The 23,102-nt window shown below is 45.4% G+C and carries 17 protein-coding genes and 1 riboswitch; all 17 genes read right to left on the bottom strand.

All coding sequences use genetic code 11. The annotated features are described in order from the left end of the window. Positions 1-56 precede the first annotated feature (56 nt). Positions 57-569 (bottom strand): PilW family protein, encoded by a 513-nt coding sequence (locus tag Q7P33_RS10015; protein ID WP_303869947.1) that lies wholly within the window; start codon positions 567-569, stop codon positions 57-59. After that, positions 566-982 carry a prepilin-type N-terminal cleavage/methylation domain-containing protein gene (locus Q7P33_RS10010; RefSeq protein WP_303869945.1) on the bottom strand — a complete coding sequence of 139 codons (417 nt, stop codon included), beginning with the start codon at positions 980-982 and terminating at the stop codon, positions 566-568. The genes Q7P33_RS10015 and Q7P33_RS10010 overlap by 4 nt, the downstream gene beginning before the upstream one ends. Positions 983-991: 9 nt before the next feature. Continuing rightward, the gene (locus Q7P33_RS10005) at positions 992-3,280 is read right to left on the bottom strand and encodes a hypothetical protein (protein ID WP_303869943.1); all 2,289 of its coding nucleotides are present in this window, start codon (positions 3,278-3,280) and stop codon (positions 992-994) included. A gap of 103 nt (positions 3,281-3,383) precedes the next feature. After that, positions 3,384-4,157 (bottom strand): hypothetical protein, encoded by a 774-nt coding sequence (locus Q7P33_RS10000; RefSeq protein WP_303869941.1) that lies wholly within the window; start codon positions 4,155-4,157, stop codon positions 3,384-3,386. Continuing rightward, positions 4,154-5,665, bottom strand: a complete 1,512-nt coding sequence (pilM, locus tag Q7P33_RS09995; RefSeq protein WP_303869939.1) for a type IV pilus biogenesis protein PilM — start codon at positions 5,663-5,665, stop codon at positions 4,154-4,156. The genes Q7P33_RS10000 and pilM overlap by 4 nt, the downstream gene beginning before the upstream one ends. A gap of 11 nt (positions 5,666-5,676) precedes the next feature. Continuing rightward, positions 5,677-6,861 (bottom strand): type II secretion system F family protein, encoded by a 1,185-nt coding sequence (locus Q7P33_RS09990; RefSeq protein ID WP_303869936.1) that lies wholly within the window; start codon positions 6,859-6,861, stop codon positions 5,677-5,679. Between the two features lie 34 nt (positions 6,862-6,895). Then, positions 6,896-7,660: an A24 family peptidase gene (locus tag Q7P33_RS09985; protein WP_303869934.1), complete on the bottom strand. Its 765-nt coding sequence runs from the start codon at positions 7,658-7,660 to the stop codon at positions 6,896-6,898. Positions 7,661-7,679: 19 nt separating this feature from the next. Next, a complete protein-coding gene (locus tag Q7P33_RS09980) occupies positions 7,680-8,078 on the bottom strand; it encodes a hypothetical protein (RefSeq protein WP_303869931.1) in 399 nt (132 codons plus the stop codon). A 334-nt stretch (positions 8,079-8,412) separates the two neighbouring features. Further along, a complete protein-coding gene (locus Q7P33_RS09975) occupies positions 8,413-8,967 on the bottom strand; it encodes a type II secretion system protein (RefSeq protein WP_303869929.1) in 555 nt (184 codons plus the stop codon). 175 nt (positions 8,968-9,142) lie between these two features. Further along, a riboswitch (cyclic di-GMP riboswitch) is annotated at positions 9,143-9,246 on the bottom strand. A 406-nt stretch (positions 9,247-9,652) separates the two neighbouring features. Continuing rightward, on the bottom strand, positions 9,653-10,705 hold the full coding sequence (locus tag Q7P33_RS09970) for a type IV pilus twitching motility protein PilT (protein ID WP_303869927.1): 1,053 nt from the start codon (positions 10,703-10,705) through the stop codon (positions 9,653-9,655). A 14-nt stretch (positions 10,706-10,719) separates the two neighbouring features. Next, complete coding sequence (locus tag Q7P33_RS09965) at positions 10,720-12,402, bottom strand: GspE/PulE family protein (protein ID WP_303869926.1); 1,683 nt, start codon at positions 12,400-12,402, stop codon at positions 10,720-10,722. A gap of 30 nt (positions 12,403-12,432) precedes the next feature. Continuing rightward, positions 12,433-14,655, bottom strand: a complete 2,223-nt coding sequence (locus tag Q7P33_RS09960) for an EAL domain-containing protein (RefSeq protein WP_303869924.1) — start codon at positions 14,653-14,655, stop codon at positions 12,433-12,435. 104 nt (positions 14,656-14,759) lie between these two features. Next, complete coding sequence (gene carB, locus Q7P33_RS09955; RefSeq protein WP_303869921.1) at positions 14,760-17,960, bottom strand: carbamoyl-phosphate synthase large subunit; 3,201 nt, start codon at positions 17,958-17,960, stop codon at positions 14,760-14,762. After that, complete coding sequence (gene carA, locus Q7P33_RS09950) at positions 17,951-19,069, bottom strand: glutamine-hydrolyzing carbamoyl-phosphate synthase small subunit (RefSeq protein WP_303869919.1); 1,119 nt, start codon at positions 19,067-19,069, stop codon at positions 17,951-17,953. Before carA ends, carB begins: the two co-directional genes overlap by 10 nt. 72 nt (positions 19,070-19,141) lie before the next feature. Beyond that, the gene (locus Q7P33_RS09945) at positions 19,142-20,410 is read right to left on the bottom strand and encodes an adenylosuccinate synthase (RefSeq protein ID WP_303869917.1); all 1,269 of its coding nucleotides are present in this window, start codon (positions 20,408-20,410) and stop codon (positions 19,142-19,144) included. A 355-nt stretch (positions 20,411-20,765) separates the two neighbouring features. Next, positions 20,766-21,338, bottom strand: a complete 573-nt coding sequence (locus Q7P33_RS09940) for an ANTAR domain-containing response regulator (protein WP_026393392.1) — start codon at positions 21,336-21,338, stop codon at positions 20,766-20,768. Positions 21,339-21,373: 35 nt separating this feature from the next. Then, positions 21,374-22,702 (bottom strand): type I glutamate--ammonia ligase, encoded by a 1,329-nt coding sequence (glnA, locus tag Q7P33_RS09935; RefSeq protein ID WP_303869914.1) that lies wholly within the window; start codon positions 22,700-22,702, stop codon positions 21,374-21,376. Positions 22,703-23,102: the final 400 nt, after the last annotated feature.

Below are 23,102 nucleotides of genomic sequence, written 5' to 3'. Positions count from 1 at the left end.
TTTAAACTCAAGTTTAATTATAAAACAGTTTTTGAACTTTATCTTTTTCTTTCAGTCTAGGGAGCCGCAAATGTCACAACTAGATATTTAGGCAAATTTGTTTTTAAAGACCCATTCACAAAACCATCATGGTCAAAATCAGGGTGGTCAAAATTATTTAAAACAATCCCGCCACTTAAGGTTGACATGGCACTGTTCTTCGGAATCAGTTTGTAAGACATGGTATCTCCAACTATTTCCAATTGAATATCCTTGACTTGATCCGAAACATATCCACCAGGATCAATGTTACAGTCACCTGCTCCATTAAAACCGATACTATAATCACCACCAGCTGTTTGATCCACCCTGACTTCAATTGCTTTAGCTAATGAATTTTGCAGTTCCGTTTCTACATTGGTAATACTCTTTTGTTTATATGAAATTCCCTCACCGTGAATATAAAGCTTTTGTGACATCAAAAAAACCGTCATTACTGTAAATATCAAAATACCCGAGATAAGTAACGACACAAGCAATTCCACCAATGTGAAACCATTCTTATCGTGATTATTAAACAGCTTCTTCATACAAAATCACCGCCCTCTGAAAACGGCTTATCCTTATTCTTGTTATTGTAATATTTGGCCAATGCGACAAGGTCAACGTAAGAATCTCCACTATTATAATACACTCTTATGCTGATATTATATACTGTCTTTTCATCTATCACATTACTATTTACAACAATATCAACCGCATGTCCATCAATTAAGTCTGGATAACTTCCCGGCGTTTCTCCAGCTTCAAAGGCTGCAATCATTTTATCAATCTGGTCTTGCCCGATTGCCGCTGCATTGTTTTTGCTATCCGTAAAGACTATCATCTTTTGTCCATACATCAAAGCACCAACAACTGAAACGAGAATTATCATAATAATCGCCGTTGAAACAACTGTTTCAATCAGGGTAATTCCATCATTGTTCTTCAAAATCTTATTCATGATGCCCCCTTAATAATATTTCTCAGTTCCCCGTTTATTTATCTCTGATGGGTCGTCAGGGTCAACTGGATCATCAGAAGACCACGCAATCGAAACACTTGGTTCTGCAGGATTTAATAATATTACCGCCAAAGGAAGCCATTCCGGTGAACTGTTATAAGCTAATGGTTCCAGAGGGAGATCTTCCAGTTTATTACCTGTAACGGATTGATATTTTCCCGGCTTAATGGTTCGATCCGTCTCCCAGTCTTTAAACACTAACTGATCGGGATAGAAATAAAAATCTGTAACATTTCCATCATTATTTCCTGAGTATTTTAATTGCGTTTTCTTTTTGATGTCTCCTCCACTACTGTTTAAATAGATACTGTCCGACTCTACATTGAGCGTCAAAGTTGGCGGATTATCATACTTTAAAATCACCGGGTTTCCAAAGATAATTTTTTCGGCACCAGTCATATTAACTGTTGAATTATACTGTTCATAACCGTTAAATCGGGCTTTTAGTGTTCCATTACCACTGATATTCATTAATGCATTATCAATATAGGTCTTCCCGGTAACATCAAGATATTGGGTATTGATATTCAGGGTTCCGGTTCGATTAACTGTTAGATTCCCCTTAACAAGAATATTCTGAGCCTCTAATTCCAGCACTGAATTTTGTTTTAGTCCAAAATCACCATTACACTGAAAGAGTTCAACGTTTTTAATCTTAAGATTATAGGCAATTGATTCTAACGGAATAATTCCTCCCACAAAAATCTGATTTTTTGAGTTTTGTTTACCTGTTACTGATATCTGACAATTATTGGATAAATTTATTTTTCCCGAATAGAAATATACAATATTTTTAAATTCCTGATGAGAACCCGATGTTATCGTCGTCATATCACCATGAAGCCAGAAATTTTCGCAATCCCAAATGACGCTTGTCCCATTTTTTACCGTTACGTTACTTGGATTAGATGCTCGTCCAATTGAAATATTTTTTGCCGTCAGGCTATTATCCGGATTTGAAAAATCCGTTGAATTTGTTAGCAGATCCAAATTGCCGCGAATCCAGATATTATCACTACACGTCCAAACAATTTTCGAACGATCTCCCACCTTGATATTCCCATTAAGATTATTGGTATAATCTCCAATGATAATATTCTTTGCATTAATAAATAAAGAAGATTTCGTTCCACCAGAAGCATTGATTAAAATATCCCCCTTAACCCAAAGGGTATCACATTCGATATTTAGATTTGTATTATCATTTATCGTCAGATTCTTGTCAAAAATAATTGTTTTGGCTTTAAACGTATTTGTTTTTCCTGAACCATTATTCTGAACATAATTTTGTTTGAACCAAATCGTCTCCGTTATATTTCTATCTCCCAAATTGAATTCAGCCTGCCAAACCCCGGTTGTTGGCATCGGTGCAGTCACATAGATATTTTTTGCCTTCATATCCAGCGTTTTTCCGTTCATCCACTCAAACTTACTATTATTATCCTTATTTCTTCCAATATCTAAACTTAGATTAGGGTATTCTACGCTGAGCACTCCGCCAGAATCCTCTTTTTCGTTTCCTTCTCCTTGAATATTAATTTTGACCTTATTTCCGGCAACGTGGATATTTGTATTTCGAGCACCCGCATCCTCCACTGGTGGTCCTGAAACACTTCCAGTTCCCGAATCAGCTTGCACCGGTATATCGACCTTATAATTAAGCTCTCGCCGCAAACCTTGAACATCAATATTAAATGTATACACTCGCGCAGCACCATCGCCATTCACTGTTAAATGACATTCACCCAGAATCACTTTTCCGGTCGCCAATGGAGTTGTATCACCGTTGCTTCGAGCAATCAATGAAGACATATCGTCAATATTTCCTGTAACACTATTTTTAGTCCCAAAAATCTGCTTGGGATATTCGTTTTCTTTTCCACTAATAAGATTATTTAACTGTGATATACGCATTTGCAATGATGCAATCAGCACCTGATTATCGGGATCTGTAGAATCTAACGCATTCAATTGATTTTGTTTTTCTATTTTTTCCAGTTGATAACCATTTAATTCCGCCATATCATTATTAATAAAAATCTTCCCAAACTCAATCACCGACTTGGCATCAATATAAGCCTGGCGACTCTCGACCGTTTGCTGGGTAAAGGTAAAGTCACTGTTGGCCACCGACAGCAGCGAAACAACCATGATCATAATAATTACACCAATAATGATCACAAATGCCAACGAACTGCCTTTTTGGTCTTTTAAAATGTCTTTTATTTTATCAGCCATGGTAAACCTCCACCATATTTTGTGCCACTCGCTAAAAAACCGTTTCACCTACAAAGCAGACCGCTATTGCGATCTTTTTCTCATGCCAGATAGTTAACGTTCTTTATTTTGCCATCATATAAACCTCAAAGGTCACATTAATCGCCACCTTGCCACCGTCCAGTTTTGCAATTCCAGCGGTTGTGGATCCTGCTGTGCCGGACGTATTGGTTGACCCGGTTGTCGCTGTCTCCGGTTCAATCTCAAAAGCCGTAATCACCATATCCGGTCTGGCTGCTACAGCATCAAGTAGCCGGTAAAAGTTCGCTTGAGTGCCAGTCACTTCCATGTTGACTACTCCGATCAGGGTTTGAACCCCAGCGGCAGTTTCTGTGCTATCCGTACTCGTAGTATCCGCGGTTTCACCCGTGGTGTTATTTGAGGTGACATCTTCGGTCGCAGTCTCCGTTCCCGTATTGGTGGTGCTTCCTGTTCCAACTGCTGCTGATGCAGCATCATCTGAGGTATAAGGAATAAAAACCAACACATCTGCCATACCATTGCTGGCAATTGATAACACCCGGGGCGATAAACTGTAATCCAGACAGAGCTGAGTCAGCAGCATATCCAGCCCTTCATTGGTCAATTGCTGCGGAAAACCCACTTTCATACTGGTCAATGTCACTGTTGCCGCATCCCGGGCCTCCATGGTAGACGGGATGGCATCAATCGCCATTTCCATCGATTCTTTGGTAAACTGGGCCTCATCAGCCTGATCGTTAACCACTTGATAGCTTTGAATACTTGGTAATACCACAAAATAAATCCCAAAAAAGCCGATCAGAAAACAACCTAAAATGTAAATCAGCAGCTTTTCTCGCTTCGTCAGCTTTTTCATTGGACCACACCCGCTTTCAGATAGGCATCTGCCGAAAAGCCATAGCCCAGAATCGTATTGCTTGTACTGGAACTCGTTGCCGTACTGCTGGTGGTTGTCTGGGTTCCACTGACCTGAGCATAGCCGGTGTAATCAACCTGAGTAAAGTAAGATGTGCTTTTTAAGCGATCAATATAGCGGGCCGCTTCCTTTTCGTTATTGGCCGTCGCTACAATGTGAATGGCTCCGGTAATACCATCATATTCCAACGCATTTAGCGTTATCACCCCATTACCCTGGGTTGCAAGACTGTTCATTATCGCTGATCCCAGATCGGGATTGCTGCTAATCGCCGCATTAATCGTTTCAATGTTAGCGATCTCGACCTGAATGCTGTTAACCTCATCGGTTAGCTGCTTGGCCTGAAGATATTCCGCCTGATTGTTGGCATCACTGATATAGGCATTCATCTCTTCTAACCGTTTCCCGGCACTGTATTTCAAACCAAAGAGAACCCCAAACGTGATCAAAAAAAACAGAATCATGACGACGGGAAAAATCAACACTTTATATTCAAACGGCAGCACTTTTTTTACGGCATTGCTTTTGCGGTAGGCGGCAAAAAGGTTGAGTGGTCTAGATCCCGAAAAAAATCCGGCACTGGGATAAATCAAACTGCCAAAATCAAACACCTCGTCCATGACAAAACCAGTCTTTATATTAGGCGTCTGGGGCAAAGCAAACACATTCAGATCCGGATCAAAGTTTAATGCCCTAAGCCCCTCCAGTTCAAATTCATCCAGCCCGGCATAGAGACTCATATTTAAAGGGTGTTCAGATTTTTGGGATTTATTGAATTGGATCAACGATGACAGTTTTCCGTTAAGTTCCTGAGCAAAGGCCTCAGTGCCTCGCTCGGCAAGCAGCCGGGAACGGGTCGAAAAAATAAAAATGCCATTCTCAAACAACAGTGAAACCAGATTTTTCCCATCCAGAATATTGAGGGCAAAGGTCATTCCCCGAAAATCCCGAGTGGCTGTGACATATTGGATCATTGTGTTGAGACCTACATCCATACTCCGAATCTGAATTTTCAGACTGGCAAAAAGCGTCACATAAGATTCAATGACCCGCTTTTCAATTCCACAGCAAAAGATGCGATTGCTGCTTGATCCGGAAATCGGAGTATAGTCCACCACCAACTCATCATAATTTCCCGCCGACTCATCAAACTCCGCTGCCGCCAGCGCTTCCAGCTCCCGGGGCTTAAGCTTTGGCACCTCCACGGTTTTGGTAAGAATCAAACTGCTGTCGATGATCAGTTTCATATTTTTAAAAAGTTTGGGACTTTCCTTAAGCGCTTCTGCGATCGTTTCTCTTACCACTTCTTCATTGGTAATGACCCCATTAATCAGGGCCCCGGCCTCGACCGGTAATGTTTTATAATTAGTGATAGTCAATCGGCCCTTCTTGACGATGCCCTGGAGGACCTGAATGCCATCATTGGAAAAATAGACGAGTGTCTGCATATAGAGCCTTCCTATCCGATATTTTGGTATAAGGTCATAATTGGGAGCATGACGGACAACATGATCCCACCAACGATGACTGCCATAATGATGATCATAACCGGTTCAATAAACGTAACCAGCCGGGTAGTGGCCATTTCGGCCTCGTAATCAAAAGAATCAGCCACCGATTCCAGCATACTGTCAAGATTCCCGGATTCCTCACCAATATAAATGGTCGACACCAGCTTGGCATCAAAGCCGTCAATGGTCTGGATTGAAGCCGACAGGGGCTCGCCATTGCGCACCTGCTCAATGGCCCCGGAAAACTGCCCCTGCAAATAGCTGTTACCAATGGTCGCTCCGCTGATGGTCAGGGCATTGATCATCGCCAGACCGCTGGAATAAAGCGAACTCAGGGTTCTGGCAAAACGGGCGGTATAAATAATTTTTAAAAGCTTACCGATCTTGGGGATTTTTAGTTTAAAATGATCCAGGGCTTTTTTGACCTGGGGAATCGTCACTAAAAAACCACCCAGTGCAATAGCGACCAATAATCCGATAATATAGATATACCAGTAGGTTGTCATGGAATTACTGATTGAAATCATCAGCTGGGTAATTGCAGGCAGTTCAATCCCTTCAAAAAGGGTAAAAAACTGGGGCAGAATCAGGGTGAATATCAGCACCACCACCGCAATGGTGATGAAAAAGAGGATCACCGGGTAGGTCATGGCGCTTTTAATTTTGCCCCGTAGTTTGTGTTCCTTCTCATAATGATCGGCCATTTTCCGGGCGGTACCCTCCATCTGACCACTGGCCTCGCCGGATTTATACATGTTAATCAAAAGTTCCGGAAAAGAACCGTCAGTTAACTCCATCGCATAAGAGAGGGTATTTCCCCGCTGGATCTCCTGATACAAAAGTCCATAAACCTTTTTGATCGCTGGTTTAATGTCCCGCTCTTCCATGATTTTGATGGCCCGGATCATCGTGATGCCCGACCCCAGCATGCTGGCAATCTGTCGGGAAAAATCGGACAACTCCATCGGTTTGAGTTTGTAGACCTTATGATGCTGTCGTACCTCATTAATTTTCAGGGCAAACTCATTGTTTTGCCGCAGGGTGCGGCGCACCGTCTCTGGCGATGTGGCCTCCATGGTGCCCTTGATTAGCTGGGACTGCAAATTTTTGGCTGTATATTTATAAACCGGCATGGGTGTCCTCCGTTTTTGATTTTCGCTTAAATTATTATAACCCAAACAGGTTAAGATACCATCCTATTATTATATCACCAAATAATAATGCTGTCATAATACCAATGGCTAAATAAGGGCCGAAGGCCATATGTTTATCAGCCGTTTTTTTTACCAGTAGATAAACAGCCACCACCCCACCCAGAACAACACCAATAAAGGTCGCCAGCAGGGTGTTACCCCAGCCCAGCATAAACCCAGCCACCGCCATCAGTTTGATGTCACCGCCGCCAAAGGCATCGGGTATAAAAAGTGCCAGTACCAGCATCGGCAGGCTAATCACAACAATGCCAATGACCCGGGACAGCAACCCAACCTGCGGGAAAACAAAAAAACTGAGTAATGCCGGAATTATCAGGGCAATGATCAGACCGTTGGGAATCGTCATGGTATCAAAATCGATCATCGTGATGCAAATCAGGATAGCACCGGCTGAGAACACTACCAGCCACTCAAAGGAAAAACCGTAGACCGCAAAAATCAGCACTGCCAGTAGCCCGGCAAACAGTTCGACCAGTGGATAGCGGATAGCGATAGGCTCGCCGCAATCGACACATTTACCCCGCAGCCAGAAATAACTAAAGACCGGAATATTGTGATAGCCCTTGATTGGAGCATTGCAGTTCGGGCAAAAGGAACGGCCCTTGGCCACCGAAATCTCCCGGGGTACCCGATAAATGACAACGTTAAGAAAACTGCCGATGACCATGCCGATGACGAAAATATAGAGGTAAAGGATAAATTGAAACAGTGCAACCATCGGGCTTTTTCCTTTCGCATTAATCTTCTTTGGTTACTTCAAGGTTTCCGGGGGCATAGCTGGTGACCCGACCGCCCCGGCGATAGATAACATAATCGATGGTGGCATCCCGGTTTTCATCGATCACGGTAATGACCGCATCCTGATTGACTTCATTACCGATGTAATCAATCAGGTCGGCCTGCATCGGCACTTGGTAGTGACCGGATGCCACCGACTCGATGGCTCTGGCCTGAGCAGCCAGATAGACCAGCCGGGCATTGGCGGCATCAATGCTGTGCTGGCTGCTGAGCACCAGACCTGCAATAATCACCACCACAAAAAAAAGGATACTGACCACCGCCAAGGGAAACCCCCGGTCAAAGGCGACCGGTTCGTTTTTGGCAGGAGGAAACTGATATTTGGCAATTGGGTTCACGGTTTACCTCCTGGAAATGCGACGCTACAGCGCTTTAGCCTTGACAGCAATGATTAACGATAAAACGTTGGTTCATTTTACCATGTGATCCGCCGGATTGGCTTAAAGGAATGTAAAAATTTGGCTTTTTTAGCAGTAGTTGGAAACAGTGTTCATAAACTGACACTTTCGGTATGGTTCGGTTAGAACCATTTTTAGCAAGTCAACTACAGGTTAAAAGCCCGTTTATCTGGACGGCATAAATAAAAAATCTCCCCATCCCCGCAAACCCGATGACGGGCTTGCGCCTGGGAGGGGGAGAAAAACCTATGGCGCATAGGATATGAATTTAACTTTATGACATTTTCGAAACCGTTGACTTGTCATCTTTTATCGTTACAATATATCCGTTTTTATAATATATAAGCGTTTCTATTTTCCCAGTTTTAGCTGTTGAAGCTGCACCAGTCCCCACAGTTACAGTCCAAGCCGATTCAGTACCACCTAGAGTAGCAACCGTAGGAACTGTAGCTACATCATCAGCAGAAATCGTGATATCTCCACCTAAGCTTACATCCAAATATTTTTTCATCTGATAACTTGCGTTATTATCCGCTGTTGACGATGCTGTAGGTGCCGAAGATGCTTTCACAGATGTTGAGTCCAAATCTGCTGTTAAGTCTCCATCATTAAGTGACCCATCAGCTATCATCTCTGTCGCCGTCGCTTGTGCTGCAACATAAACTTCTCTTGCTTCCGCAATATATGCCTTTCCTTTTGCATCATTCACAAATCCCAACATTGCCGGAATCGTAAATGCCGCCAAGATCGCCAAAATCACCAATACCACAATAATTTCCACTAGGGTAAACCCTTTTCTGCTTTTCCGTATCTTGTTAATTAACTCCATTTGCATTTCTCCTTACACTTCGTTTTTTGCTTTATATGATCATCTGCGCCGGCGATGACTTCTATACGATACTTGTTATCAGCTAAGAATGATTATCTCACAATCTCTGGTTTTTTGCCTTAATCCCGCTCCCCTATTGTCACTTTTGGGCTCAAAAAAAGCCGCACTGATACCGTGCGGCAGCTGGCTGTCGTAGCGTGGCGGTTTACTGGACTAACCACGGCTGTAGACCCTGTAGCTTTGCGTCCCAGGGTTTCCCCTGTTTTGCCTTTTTCTGATTTTACTTAGGTTTAATCTTAGTTGATACCCATTAAAAAGTCAAGTTAAAGTTTACAAATTTGTGACAATTCTTGCTCCAGTCTCTGCACCAAGGATTCCTTTCCAGGCATAAAAAAACTACAGCACTGATAACCGGCTGTCCTATTAGCTGGCGTTTCAACCACCATCATAACGTCGACCTAGAAGCTTCGCGTCTTAGACTTACATCTGTTTTTTTAGCAACCCGTCCTGAATTACACCGTTTATAAACCATTCTTTTGTAAAGGAATTGCGGGGAATGCATATACAGCCATTGTGCTTTTGGTAATATCGTCTAGTAAACTTGAGTTTTGCTACGACATAACTTTGTTCGGGCGGTTGAGAACCGCCCCTACGAATTCAAATAAACGTTATTGTGATAACCCAGCTATCGCCCAAAATACTGGTTAAACTCCTGCTTATCGCTAGCCCATTCAAGGCCGACCTCGTAGCTGATTTTCTGATCCCGAACCAGCATCGCCAGATCAGCATTGAGAGTTTTCATGCCATCTCGGCCGCCGGTCTGCATCACTGAGGCCAGTTGGTGAGTTTTATTCTCACGGATCAGGTTTAAGACCGCATCGGTGCCAATCAGCACCTCCAGGGCGGCCATCCGGCCGGAGCCATCGGCCAGCGGCACCAGCTGCTGAGTAACAACCCCTTTTAAAATGCTGGACAGCTGGGTACGGATCTGCTGTTGGCTGTGGGGTGGAAAAACGTCGATGATCCGGTCAATGGTGTTGGCGGCCCCAATGGTATGTAGGGTCGACAGCACCAGATGCCCCGTTTCAGCGGCGGTGACGGCGGCTGATACGGTTTCGTAGTCACGCATTTCCCCCACCAGAATAACATCCGGGTCTTCCCGCAGGGATGACCGCAGAGCGGCGGCAAAGGAACTGGCATCGACCCCGATTTCCCGCTGATGGACAATGCTGTGCTTGTGCGTATGCTTATACTCCACCGGGTCTTCAATGGTTAAGATATGAACTGCTCGATTCATATTGATGTAGTCGATCATCGAAGCCAGAGTGGTCGATTTTCCGCTACCAGTAGGCCCAGTAATTAAAATCAGGCCCCGGGGCTCTGATGCCAGCTTGCGGATAATCGGTGGCAGCTTGAGCTCCTCAAAACTGGGGATGGTATCATTAAGCAGCCGGATGGCAGCCGCATAGCTGCCCTGCTGTTTATAGATATTAACCCGCTGCCGTAACCCTTCCGGGGTGACATGACAAAAATCCAGATCAGCGCCATCTTCCAGCTTCTTGCGCTCGGCCGGGGTCAGGATGCTAAAAATCAGCTGTTCAATCAGCTGCGGATTGTGCTCAAAATCGCTCTGATAGAGCCGGCCGTTTTTGCGAAAAACCGGGGGCAGTTCCCGGGATAAATGAATGTCTGAACAATCGTTGCGGCGGCCATAGTTGACCAGATCCAAAAAACGCATTATCAGGCTCCTCCCTATTCCACATAGTATGATAATTTAAGAAATTCTTCCATCGAGGTAATCCCCTGGATGGTCAGATTAGCAACACTTTTTCTCAGCGGAATCAGCTTCCCGGTTTGTTCCACATAGTTATAAATATCCTCAATCGGTTCTTTTCGGGAAATCAGATTGCGGATGGTTTTATCAATCGCCAGAATTTCATGGATGGCGGTTCGACCCTTATATCCAGTGTTGTTACAAATATGACAACCCCGGCCCCGATATAGGGTAGTTAGCCGGGGTTCCCCCAGCAGATCTTTTTCGATCTCCGAGGCGAAGTAGGCTTCCCGGCAGTTGGGACAGATTTTTTTAACCAGTCGCTGAGCCACTACCCCAGTCAGGGAGTTGGCCACCAGATACGGCTCGACCCCCATGTCCTGAAGCCGAACGACCGCCGAAACAGCGTCGTTGGTATGCAGGGTCGACAGCACCAGATGGCCGGTGATGGCTGAACGAACTGCAATCGAGGCGGTTTCAGTGTCCCGGGTTTCGCCGACCATGATGATATCGGGATCCTGCCGTAGGATTGAGCGGAGGCCCACATCAAAGGTCAGTCCGGCCAGAATATTTACCTGGGTCTGATTGATCTTGGGTAGATTCCGTTCCACCGGATCTTCGATGGTGGCAATGTTGACATTCCGCTGACTGAGCATCTCCAGAATCATATAAAGGGTAGTGGTTTTGCCACTGCCGGTGGGTCCGGTAATATACACCACCCCATGGGGGCTTTGCAGCATCTGGAGAATTTTCTGATAATCCGACTCATTCATCCCGAATTGACCGGCATGATCCAAGGGGACATTCATGCTCAAAAACCGCATGACCATTTTTTCACCGTAGACGGTGGGAATACTGGAACTACGGACATTCATTTCAACCCCATCAATACGAATCCGGAAGTGCCCATCCTGGGGCACCCGACGCTCAGCAATATCCAGATTGGAGAGAATCTTGATACGCGCAATCAGGGACTGGTGAAGATTATTGGCCAGTGTCAGATAATCAACAATCAGACCATCGATCCGCAACCGGATAATGGTCTCTTTTTCAAAGGGCTCGATATGAATATCACTGGCCCCGGCGTTATGGCCTTTTAACAACACCGAATTGACCAGGTTGACAATTGGGGCATCCCCCTCATTGGTGAGGATATCTTCAACAAAAGACAAACTGCTGCCCTCGACGGTTTTGTTGGCGGCTTTGGCGGCTTTTTTGGCTTCAATTTCGGTATAGGTTTTGCGGATTGTTTCGAGAATCACTTCCCGGGTGGCCAGCACCACATCAATGTTCATATTGGTAATCAGCCGCAGATCCTCAATGGCATAAAAATCGAGAGGGTCATTCATGGCCACCACCAGGTGGTTGTTTTCTTCACCAATCGGAATCAGAGTATATTTAAAAGCGATATTCTGAGGGATTTTTGCGGCGGCTTCGAGATCAATGGGGGTATCATTTAAATCCAGCACCAATACATTCAGCCGTTTGGAAAGGGCCTTAAGCAGCTGATCCTCGGTGACATAACCATATTCAACCAGGATCGCGCCCAGCCGCTTGCTTTTATCAACCTTCTGATAGGCCAGAGCTTCCTGAAGCTGTTCTTCCCGGATAAATCCGGCATTAATCAAAATATCACCTATACGAATGTTCTTAGTTTCCATTAGCTTCCTTTTCCAATACCTTCTGGCATTTTAAAAAATCTGTTCTTCAAATTCAAAAACCGTCATCGGTTTGCCAAAATAATAGCCCTGGATGATATCGCAACCAAGTGACCGCAGCAGATCCACCTCGGCTTCGGTTTCGATCCCTTCTGCCACCACCGTCATCCCCAGTTTTTTAATCATCTTAATGACGGACTCCACGACAATCAAATTCTGCTCACGATTAAGATGACTGTTGAAAAACCCCTGATCCATTTTAATAACATCCAGAGGTAGATTGCCCAGTAGATTAATGGATGAATAACCGGAGCCAAAATCATCCATGGCCATTTTAAAACCGTAACGACGAAAATCCTCGCCAATCTCAATCATCAAATCAATATTTTCAAAAATACTGGATTCCGTCAACTCGATTTCCAGATTACTCCGTTTGATCCGATATTGATTGGTAATGCTCAAAACCCTTTCAACAAAATCAGTTTGTTTGAGGTTTTTTCGGGATAGATTGACCGAAATGGATATTTCCGGATAGGCATTCCCTTCCCAACGTTTCAAAATCCGACAGACTTCTTCCAGCATAAACATATCAAGCTTTTTAATAAACCCAGTTTGCTCAAAAATGGGAATAAACTCCGCCGGTGAAATCAAACCTTTGTGAGGGTTTCGCCAGCGTACAAGCGCTTCACAACCACAATAGCAGTTCGTATGGAGATTGTACTTGGGTTGCAGATATATTTCAAATTCATGGTTTTTAAGCGCATCTTCCATCTGGTCGATGATTTCTTTTTCGTCACCTATTTTTTTACGGAAAGCGTCGGTATAGAAAAACCAGCGCTGATTCTCCGCCGTCTTGGCAGCAATCCGGGCCATGTTGGCCTTCTCCCGAATTTTTTCCAGATTCCCAGTTTTATCTTCAATGATATAGATGCCAAAATGACATGACAGCTTTTCTTTAATGCCAATGGTATCCCGTTCTTTATTTAAAATATGGATAAACTCTTTGATCCGCCGGGTTATTTTATCCTGATCGTCACAGACACAGAGGATCGCAAAATGATCGCCTGAGACCCGGGCATAGGTTTCCTGTTTCGCCATCCGCTTTTCCAGAATCCCAACCACCAATCGCAACACCTGATCACCCTTCTCATGGCCATACTCTTCATTAATAAAACGGAAGCGGTCAATATCAAAGGTTAACAACGCACTTTGGGTTACCGTTTTTGATTCCAGAATGGCCGTAGCTTCCTGTTTGAATTTTTGCCAGTTGTTACCGCCGGTAATCTCGTCGACATAGGCAACCCGCTCCAACCGCCGCTTGGAGCGGTATTGAAAAATCAGAATGATCACAAACAACAAGGTCATCGCCAGCAGTGCCGCAACAATCAGCGAAAAGGAATACCAGCTGATCTGCTGGGTTTGAGTGCTGATCACCTGAGTTGGTACCACGGTCATCATATACCAGTCATTGATCGCCAACGGTTTATAGATGGTATGCCGCTCCATTCCCCCATAAAAGCTGGTAAAACTGCCACTTTTACCGGCGGCCATATTAGCCGTAATGGTCTCGAAATTGTCGCCATCCCGCAAATCCGCTTTTTCTAACAGCTTTAATACATTCTCAAAGTCGCCGGGACTATTGGCATGCGTCGAGGTGACCACCGCATCGCCATTTGCCTTGACAATATAGGAATAACCCTGCCCAGCAAAGCTTTCTACCTCCAGATATTTTTTTAAATCATCCGTATTTACCGATGCCAGTACCAGTCCCACCACCTCGGTGCCCCGGTAAATCGGCACGGCATAGACGTTGATAGGCTTGTTATCGGTGTAGTCGTTGATGGTATCAGAAACAGTTGCGTTGCCATTAATGGCTTCCTGAAAATATGCCCGATGCGCAATGTTATAGGCCAGCCCATCAGAGGTCAACACCGCTCCATCGGCCAGCGCAATCCCCATCCGTTTATAGTATCCTTTTGTCGCCTGCAACTTGATCAGGCTCAGCATGGTGTTGTGATCATAGTCGCCATGGGCTTCGATCAGTCGGGCGGCTGTCTCCAGATTTTCCAGCTCATTGTCGACCTTGCTCTCAACCAGCGATGCCCCCCGGGTACCGACTTCGGAAAGATATAAAAAGGTCTGCGCCTTTAAGGTGTTATTGATCAATGTGACATAATACCAGCTCAGCGCAAAAAAAAGAACAACAGTTACAATTGCAATAAAACTGGCTTTAATCTTTTTTGACGTGGCAATCATCTGCTATCCTTTCTTTTTTGTTGTCGTGTTCTTTTCATTCTACCAAATAAAAAGAACTTATTCAATCATCTTGAATAAGTTCTTTTGTTAAGAATGGCGCTTTTTTAGCGGATATCTTTAATATCAACCAGTTCAATTTCAGTCATGGTGCGGTTGGATTTTAAACAGTCCAGCAGCGCCTGGGCGGTATCCAGGGAGGTCAACAGAGCAATCGAACTTTCGACCGATTTCCGGCGCATCCGCACGTCATCATGCTGAGGCATCCGGCCCTTGCTGGAGGTCGAGATGACATAATTCAGCTTGCCGCTTTCAATCAGATCCCCAATATTGGGTTTGCTTTCAGCCAGTCGGCGCACCACTTTTGTCGGAATGTTGTTTTCATTGAGGATCAGTGCCGTTCCGACTGTTCCATAAATGGTAAAGCCCAGTTCATGGAATTGTCGGCCGATTTCGACAATCGCTTCTTTATCCCGGTCTTTAACGGTCAACAGGACCCCACCGGAGCGTTCCATTTTATTGCCGGATGCGACCAGACCTTTGTAAAGGGCATCGGCAAAGGTTTTGGCAACCCCCAGTACTTCTCCGGTCGATTTCATTTCCGGTCCCAGCTGAGTATCAACATCCTGAAGCTTGGAGAAACTAAATACCGGTACCTTGACGGCGACGTAGTCGCCTTCCGGCTGCAGCCCCGGGACATAACCCAGATCAGCGAGCTTATCACCAAGCATCATCTTGGTGGCAATGTTAACCATCGGGATATCGGTGACCTTGGAAATATAGGGAACGGTTCGCGAGGAGCGCGGGTTGACCTCGATCACATAGACTTCATCTTCATAGATGACATATTGAATATTGACCATCCCGACAATATCCAGTGCCTTAACCAGGCGACCGGTGTAGTCAATGATGGTTTCCCGGATGCGGCTATCCAGGGTCTGGGGCGGATAAACCGAAATCGAATCGCCGGAATGCACTCCGGCCCGTTCAATGTGTTCCATAATTCCTGGAATCAGATAATTCTCACCATCGCTGATGGCATCGACTTCCACTTCTTTTCCCATCAGGTATTTGTCAATCAACACCGGGTTTTCCAGTTCGACCGCTGTAATGATGTTCATATACTCAACCACATCTTCCGGCTCGTAGGCAATAATCATATTCTGCCCCCCTAAAACATAGGACGGACGGAGCAATACCGGGAAGCCTAAACGGTTCGCAACGTCGACTGCTTCATCGGTGGTATAGACTGTTTCCCCCTGCGGACGGGGAATCTGGCAGGATTCCAGTAACTGGTCGAATACCTCCCGGTCCTCGGCGGCATCAATGTTGGCCGGCGATGTTCCCAAAACCGGCACGCCCATCTCTTCGAGGTAGCGGGTCAACTTGATGGCCGTCTGGCCGCCAAACTGAACAATGGCCCCAATCGGTTTTTCGGTTTCCACCACTGAACGGACATCTTCTTTGGTCAACGGTTCAAAATACAGACGGTCCGAGGTGTCAAAGTCGGTCGAGACGGTTTCCGGGTTGTTGTTGATAAAAATTGCTTCGTAGCCTTTTTCCCTAAGCGCCCAAGCACAATGCACCGAGCAGTAATCAAATTCAATCCCCTGGCCAATTCGGATCGGGCCGGAACCCAGCACCAGAATCCGTTCTTTCCCGCTGGGATGTTCTTCGATAAATAATGCCGCTTCATTTTCTTTATCCCGGGTCGAATAGAAATACGGGGTCTGGGCCGCAAATTCTCCGGCACAGGTATCAACCATTTTAAAGGATGCATAGGTTTTGACCACTTCGTCAATTTTCTGCCCCGACAATTCTTCAATGGTCTTATCCAAAAATCCGATTTCCCGGGCAACCCGGACCCGTTCCTCAGTCAACTCCAGGGTTTTGAGATCCTTCTCCATTACCGCCAGATGGCGCAATTTATCGAGGAACCACTTGTCAATCCGGGTGATTTGGGTGATCGTATCCATTGAAACGCCCCGTTTGATCGCTTCGTAGACGACAAACGACCGTTCATCATCCGAAGCCGCCAGCATTTTCATGATATCTTCATCACTGGCTTCCACCAGCCGCTCAATGGTCAGGGTTTCGAGACCCAATTCAATCGAGCGGACAGCTTTCATCATGGCATGTTCAAAGCTCGAACCAATTGACATAATTTCGCCGGTGGCTTTCATCTGAGTTCCCAAGGTTCGCTTGGCGTAGACGAATTTATCAAAGGGCCAACGGGGAAACTTGACAACAATATAATCCAAAGCTGGTTCAAAGCAGGCGGTCGTGGAGCCGGTGACCTCATTGGTGATTTCATCCAGTGAATAGCCCACAGCTATCTGGCTGGCAACCTTGGCAATCGGGTAACCAGTGGCTTTGGAGGCCAACGCCGATGAACGGGAAACCCGGGGGTTAACCTCGATAACCGCGTAATTAAAGTTTTCCGGATTCAGGGCAAACTGACAGTTGCAGCCCCCTTCAACCCCCAGCGCCGAAATGATTTTAAGGGCCGAGGTCCGAAGCATCTGGTATTCCTTGTCACTTAAGGTTTGACAGGGCGCCACCACGATGGAATCGCCGGTATGAATTCCCACCGGGTCAAAGTTTTCCATACTACAGACGGTGATGACATTGCCTTTGGCATCCCGCATGACTTCAAATTCGATTTCTTTCCAGCCAGCAATCCCTTTTTCCACCAGAATCTGGTGAATTGGCGAAAGCCGGATGCCGTGGGTGGCGATTTCTTCCAGTTCCTGCTGGTTGGCTGCAATCCCACCACCAGTCCCCCCCAAGGTAAACGCCGGCCGGACAATTACCGGATAACCAATGTTGGATGCAAATTTAACGGCATCTTCCACCGTCATCACCACTTCAGAGGGAATACATGGTTCTCCAATCTCCCGCATCATATCTTTAAAGGCCTGACGGTCTTCAGCTTTTTCAATGGTTTCCAGATTGGCGCCCAAAAGCTTGACCCCCTGAGCATCCAAAAAACCTTCTTTGGCCAACTGCATCGATAAGGTTAGTCCCGTTTGACCGCCTAGGGTCGACAGGATACTGTCCGGTTTTTCCAGCAGAATAATCCGTCGGACAACTTCCAGTGTCAGGGGTTCGATGTAGATTTTATCCGCCATGGCCTTGTCGGTCATAATCGTCGCCGGGTTGGAGTTAATCAGAATGACCTCCAGTCCTGCATTCTTCAGGGCCTTACAGGCCTGGGTGCCGGCATAGTCAAACTCGGCCGCCTGGCCGATGACAATGGGGCCGGAGCCAATGACTAAAACTCGTTTAATATCGCTTCTTAAAGGCATCCCTGTTGCCCCCTTTCCATTAAATCAGTAAATTGTTCAAATAAATAGCCGGTATCGTTGGGGCCAGCACTGGCTTCCGGGTGGAACTGTACCGTAAAGGCATGAATATCCGGATATTCAACCCCTTCGCAGGTACCATCATTCAAATTAAAATGGGTCACTTTGCCCACTTCGGCCGGAATGCTTTCCGGTACCACGGCATAACCATGATTCTGACTGGTAATAAAGACCCGGTCCCGGGTGACATCTTTAACAGGCTGGTTCATCCCCCGGTGGCCGTATTTAAGCTTGAAGGTTTCGCCCCCCATCGCCAGCGCCAGTAGCTGATGCCCGAGACAGATGCCAAAAATCGGCTTGCCATATTTGACAAAGTCTTTAAGGTTTTCAATGATTTCCACATTCTCTGCCGGATCACCCGGTCCATTGGACAGCATGATGCCATCGGGATTTAAGTTCCGGATTTCATCAATAGTGGTATTAGCTGGCATCACCGTAACATTACAGCCCAGACGCAAAAGCATTCGCAGAATATTATGCTTATAGCCATAATCGATCAAGGCAACGTGGTTAGCCCGGTTCACCTGACTGTAATACCAGCCCTTATTTTTACGGGAAACCGCCTGCACCGGATTAACGACCTTGAACGCCCGGATTTTCTCCAGCAGCGCTTCTTTGGTGGTGGCAATGTCTTCGGTGGTGATGGCGCCGTTCATGGTACCATGTTCCCGAATCACCCGGGTAATCGCCCGGGTATCCACATCCCAGATCCCAATCTTATCCTGCTCAATCATAAACTCATTGATGTTATGGGTATTTCTGAAGTTGGATGGCTCTTCACACCATTCTTTGGTGATATAACCGTTGATCCAGCTCCGTTCCGACTCCATATCGTCGGCATTGATGCCATAGTTCCCAATCAACGGATAGGTTTGCAGGACAATCTGTCCATAGTAGGACGGATCCGTCAGCACCTCCTGATAACCGGTCATCCCGGTCGTAAAGACGATTTCGCCAATGGTGGTGCCTTCGCACCCAAAATTATAGCCTTCAAACACACTGCCATCCGACAGCACCAGCCAGGCCCGCTTATCTCGTTTGTAATAAGACATTGTTTACCTCCGTATTCTTTATTTCCAAAAAATACCTGATTGCACGCAACCAGGTATTTCAATTTAGCACATTTATCGAATTGCTAAGTCCTCTCGGTTCGGGCCAACGCCGACATAAGCGATGGTCGTTCCAACCAAGTCTTCAATTGTTTTAATGTATTTTTTTGCATTCTCTGGTAAATCTTCCAGTCGTCGGATACCGGTGGTATCACTGAGCCAACCGGGAAGGGTGATGTAAACCGGTTCAACCCGCTCTAAATCTTCGGTATTGGGAAAATCTTTTATCAGTTCGCCGTCTAGTTTATAATCGACACAGATTTTAATCTCCGGCAGATCGTCCAATTTATCAATTTTACATAACGCCAATTCATCAAAGCCGTTGATGGCATGGGTATATTTCAATACCGGGATATCAATCCAGCCAAGGCGACGGGAGCGGCCGGTTCGGGCCCCAAACTCATCATCCGGTTTTTCACCAGTGCCCCGCAGGATGTCAATAGTGCCGCCAAATTCTTCCGTCGGAAAAGGCCCGGCGCCAACCGCACTCGAAAAGGCTTTCGCTACGCCAATCACCTTGTCAATTTTTTTAGCCGGGAAGCCGCCACTAACAGCCGCATAAGCCGCAATCGGATTGGATGAAGTAACATAGGGGAAGATTCCCAGATCAATATCCTTCATCGCACCTAACTGGCCCTCAAACAGAATGTTTTTATCAGCATCAATCATGTCATGCAAAAATCCAACCGGATTCACAATCATATGACCAAACGTTTTAGCCCAAGCTTCGCATTTGGCAAACAACGCTTCCACGGTGTAGGGCTCTATTTTATAGGAAGCCATCTGATCATTGACCACCGGAACAATGGTTTCCAGTTTCTTTTTGGCATTATCAAGATTCAGTAAATCTTCAAAACGCAAACTTTTTCGCATTGCTTTATAAGCATAGGCCTGGCCGATCCCCCGCTTGGTGGTACCAATACCACCACTGGCTTCCATTAGTTCGTCCAGTTTTTGGTGATAGGGCATGAGAATATGCGCTTTGGCCGAAATTTTAAGTCCGTCCAGGCTGACCTTTGCTTCGATAATCTGTTGCATTTCTTCAAGTAAGACATCCGGATTAACCACCACCCCGGTTCCGATTAAACATTGACAGTCTTTGTCGAAAACACCGCAGGGAATTAAATGAAGTTTGAACACACCGTAATCATTAATAACTGTATGACCCGCGTTATCGCCTCCCTGAAACCGAACAATTAAATCAGACTGTTTGGCGAAATAATCCACCATTTTGCCTTTGCCTTCATCGCCCCACTGGGCGCCAACTAATACAGAAATCGACATCTATTCTCATTCCTTCCATCAACCTCAGACCAAAAGCGCAGCTATCTGCCTAAAAACCGGCAGTTTTTTTGCGCACCTTGATCGAATACCACTTAATAAGCAACTTCATGCGTATCTTCTACATAATTTATGGGATCATTTTTTCCCACAGTATTATAACATAAAGCCATGGTATTTGTTCCACAAATTTTTTAGTTTTTTTGATGATATTGTTTACATTATTATATTTCGCTTTTTTAAGCTGGAAAACGCTTAAAACAATTCACTTATTTTAAAGCTTACCATGCAAAAAGCTTCATAACAAGCGTTAATCCTGTCAGGAAGCTTAATCGCATTTTTTATATGTACTACTTTGTTACTTTTTGTCATAGGTTTTGATAATCTGTTCCGCTACCTTTCGAGGGGATGTTCGCATGTCCATGGCCTTTTTTTGGATGTAGCGGTGAGCTTGATCTTCAGTCATATCCAAATGACCCATCAGGAACAATTTTCCCCGATAGACGACCCCGAGGTCGTCAATTTTAGCTTTTAAGGCCTGATTCTGACTTTGCAGCTTCTGGATTTTTTCCCGGGATTGACAGACAAACCGGACATTCTGAACCAGCAGCTGCCGATTCAGAGGTTTAGGGACAACAAAAGCCGCTGTATCGGTCAGTTTTTCTTCAACATGATCCACGAGTTCACTCTTGACAATCAGAATCACCCCAACCATGAATTTTTCCAGAATATCAACCGCAAAATCCACACCGAATTCATCGCCTAAAGGGGTGTTCACGATCACCAGATCATACTCAATTTCCTGAAGTCGGCGTCGGCCTTCGGCGGCTGAATTAGCCGAATCAATCAGCTGAAAATTCATCGGCCGGAGAATATCCGCCAGCCCACGAATAACGTCATCTTGCTTACATACTAATAATACGCTGCTCATCCCCTTCACCTCCTGCCTGTTTGATTTGATTCGGATTAATAAGTTAAGAGGTAACGATCAATTTCCCAGGGATGAACGGTTTTAATATAATCCATCCATTCGGCGGTTTTCAGCTCGATGTATTTATCAGCCAGCGTATCGCCCAGTACCATTTTAATCAAAGGATCGGCATCCATTTCGGCCAAGGCCTCTATTAAGGTGATCGGCAACTCCTGAATGCTTTTGACTGCCTGAGGATCTCTGGTTATTTCATTTTCATCCAGCTTTAACTCATCCATTAACACCATCTGTTTCTCGATCCCTTCCAGACCAGCCGCCAGAATAATGGCAAAAGTCAGGTAGGGATTACAGGTAGGATCAGGCCCCCGTAGTTCAAAACGATAATACTCATTCGACTCCATCGGAATGCGAATCAAGGGCGAACGATTGCCAAAGCCCCAGCCAATGTGTCGGGGCGCTTCCTTACCGCCAGTCAACCGTTTATAGCTGTTAACCAGTGGATTGGCAATGGCAGTCATCCCTTTAACATGCGCCAGGACACCGGCCATAAACTGTTTGGCCTCGGTGCCAAGAATGCCGTCCTGGTTTTCAAAAATGTCCTGGCCGTTTTTTAAGAGCGACACATGAATATGCATCCCACTGCCGGGTTCTTCCATCAGCGGTTTTGGTAAAAATGAGGCGTGAACACCATTTCGCTGAGCCACCGTCTTGACTACGGTTTTAAAAGTCATAATTTTATCGGCAGCCAACAGGGCGTCATCGTATTTAAAGTCAATTTCATGCTGACCCCGGCCTGCTTCATGGCGGGAACTTTCAATCTCAAAGCCCATATCTTCCAACGTCAGGCAAATCTCCCGACGGGTGTTTTCTCCTCGATCATAAGGTGCCAAATCGAAATATCCGGCCTGATCGGTGGGAATGGTTGTGGGATCACCGTTCTCGTCCTGCTTAAACAGATAAAACTCGCATTCCGCACTGGTGTTGAACTCATATCCCAGAGATTTGGCCCGTTTGATGGTCTCTTTTAAAATATAGCGGCTGTCGGCCTCAAAGATATCGCCATTGGGATAGCGGATATCACAGAGAATTCTGGCTACCTTACCCTGTTGTGGTCGCCAGGGCAGCAGCTGGATGGTGCTGATATCCGGATGCAGAATTAAATCCGTATACCGGGACTCTGAAAAGCCTACTACCAGTGAAGCATCAAAGGGAATCCCGTTAGCCAGAGCCCGTTCCATCTGCATTGCGGTAATTGCAATATTTCGATTCTGTCCAAAGAGATCGCAAAACTGAAGCCGAATAAATTTCACATCATTCGCCTCAATAAATTTCATCGCTTCAATTATATTCTTTGCTAAGCTCATTCTTTAACCTCCAATTATTTTAAAACCCGATTCCATAAGTTTATTATCTATATCGAACCATTATCCTGCGGCTGTTTCAAACAAGCCGCCAACTCTTGGCCAATTGCATTGTTTTCTGTCTTTTTTACCCACTTATCTCACGAATCCACAGGTTTTCTGCCATTGTCCAACAAACAAAAAAAGAACATGCTAAATGATCCCCTCTGCTCTAAAAAGTTCAGGAGGATCGAACGCCTTTGTTCTTTGCACAACTCTTATTCTATTTTTGTATACAATGTACTTCGCGACTAGTTCTCTCATTAAACCATATTTTCACTGTGTTTTCAATTTTTTTTTGCTTTATTTTCACTGACAAGGTTTTCAGATTATCGCCAAAAACCCATCCGTCTTCTACAGATAG

The organism is Acetobacterium wieringae, from assembly GCF_026646375.1.
Taxonomy (GTDB): Bacteria; Bacillota; Clostridia; order Eubacteriales; family Eubacteriaceae; genus Acetobacterium; species Acetobacterium wieringae_A.
This window is presented reverse-complemented; position numbering and strand designations above follow the sequence as displayed.

What these genes read in the sequence shown, in the direction of transcription:
- Q7P33_RS10005 (WP_303869943.1), bottom strand. Translation starts at nt 3,280, where the DNA reads ATGGCTGATAAAATAAAAGACATTTTAAAAGACCAAAAAGGCAGTTCG.
- Q7P33_RS09985 (WP_303869934.1), bottom strand. Translation starts at nt 7,660, where the DNA reads ATGGTTGCACTGTTTCAATTTATCCTTTACCTCTATATTTTCGTCATC.
- pilM (WP_303869939.1), bottom strand. Translation starts at nt 5,665, where the DNA reads ATGCAGACACTCGTCTATTTTTCCAATGATGGCATTCAGGTCCTCCAG.
- carA (WP_303869919.1), bottom strand. Translation starts at nt 19,069, where the DNA reads ATGTCTTATTACAAACGAGATAAGCGGGCCTGGCTGGTGCTGTCGGAT.
- Q7P33_RS10015 (WP_303869947.1), bottom strand. Translation starts at nt 569, where the DNA reads ATGAAGAAGCTGTTTAATAATCACGATAAGAATGGTTTCACATTGGTG.
- carB (WP_303869921.1), bottom strand. Translation starts at nt 17,960, where the DNA reads ATGCCTTTAAGAAGCGATATTAAACGAGTTTTAGTCATTGGCTCCGGC.
- Q7P33_RS09960 (WP_303869924.1), bottom strand. Translation starts at nt 14,655, where the DNA reads ATGATTGCCACGTCAAAAAAGATTAAAGCCAGTTTTATTGCAATTGTA.
- glnA (WP_303869914.1), bottom strand. Translation starts at nt 22,702, where the DNA reads ATGAGCTTAGCAAAGAATATAATTGAAGCGATGAAATTTATTGAGGCG.
- Q7P33_RS09965 (WP_303869926.1), bottom strand. Translation starts at nt 12,402, where the DNA reads ATGGAAACTAAGAACATTCGTATAGGTGATATTTTGATTAATGCCGGA.
- Q7P33_RS10010 (WP_303869945.1), bottom strand. Translation starts at nt 982, where the DNA reads ATGAATAAGATTTTGAAGAACAATGATGGAATTACCCTGATTGAAACA.
- Q7P33_RS10000 (WP_303869941.1), bottom strand. Translation starts at nt 4,157, where the DNA reads ATGAAAAAGCTGACGAAGCGAGAAAAGCTGCTGATTTACATTTTAGGT.
- Q7P33_RS09990 (WP_303869936.1), bottom strand. Translation starts at nt 6,861, where the DNA reads ATGCCGGTTTATAAATATACAGCCAAAAATTTGCAGTCCCAGCTAATC.
- Q7P33_RS09945 (WP_303869917.1), bottom strand. Translation starts at nt 20,410, where the DNA reads ATGTCGATTTCTGTATTAGTTGGCGCCCAGTGGGGCGATGAAGGCAAA.
- Q7P33_RS09940 (WP_026393392.1), bottom strand. Translation starts at nt 21,338, where the DNA reads ATGAGCAGCGTATTATTAGTATGTAAGCAAGATGACGTTATTCGTGGG.
- Q7P33_RS09975 (WP_303869929.1), bottom strand. Translation starts at nt 8,967, where the DNA reads ATGGAGTTAATTAACAAGATACGGAAAAGCAGAAAAGGGTTTACCCTA.
- Q7P33_RS09970 (WP_303869927.1), bottom strand. Translation starts at nt 10,705, where the DNA reads ATGCGTTTTTTGGATCTGGTCAACTATGGCCGCCGCAACGATTGTTCA.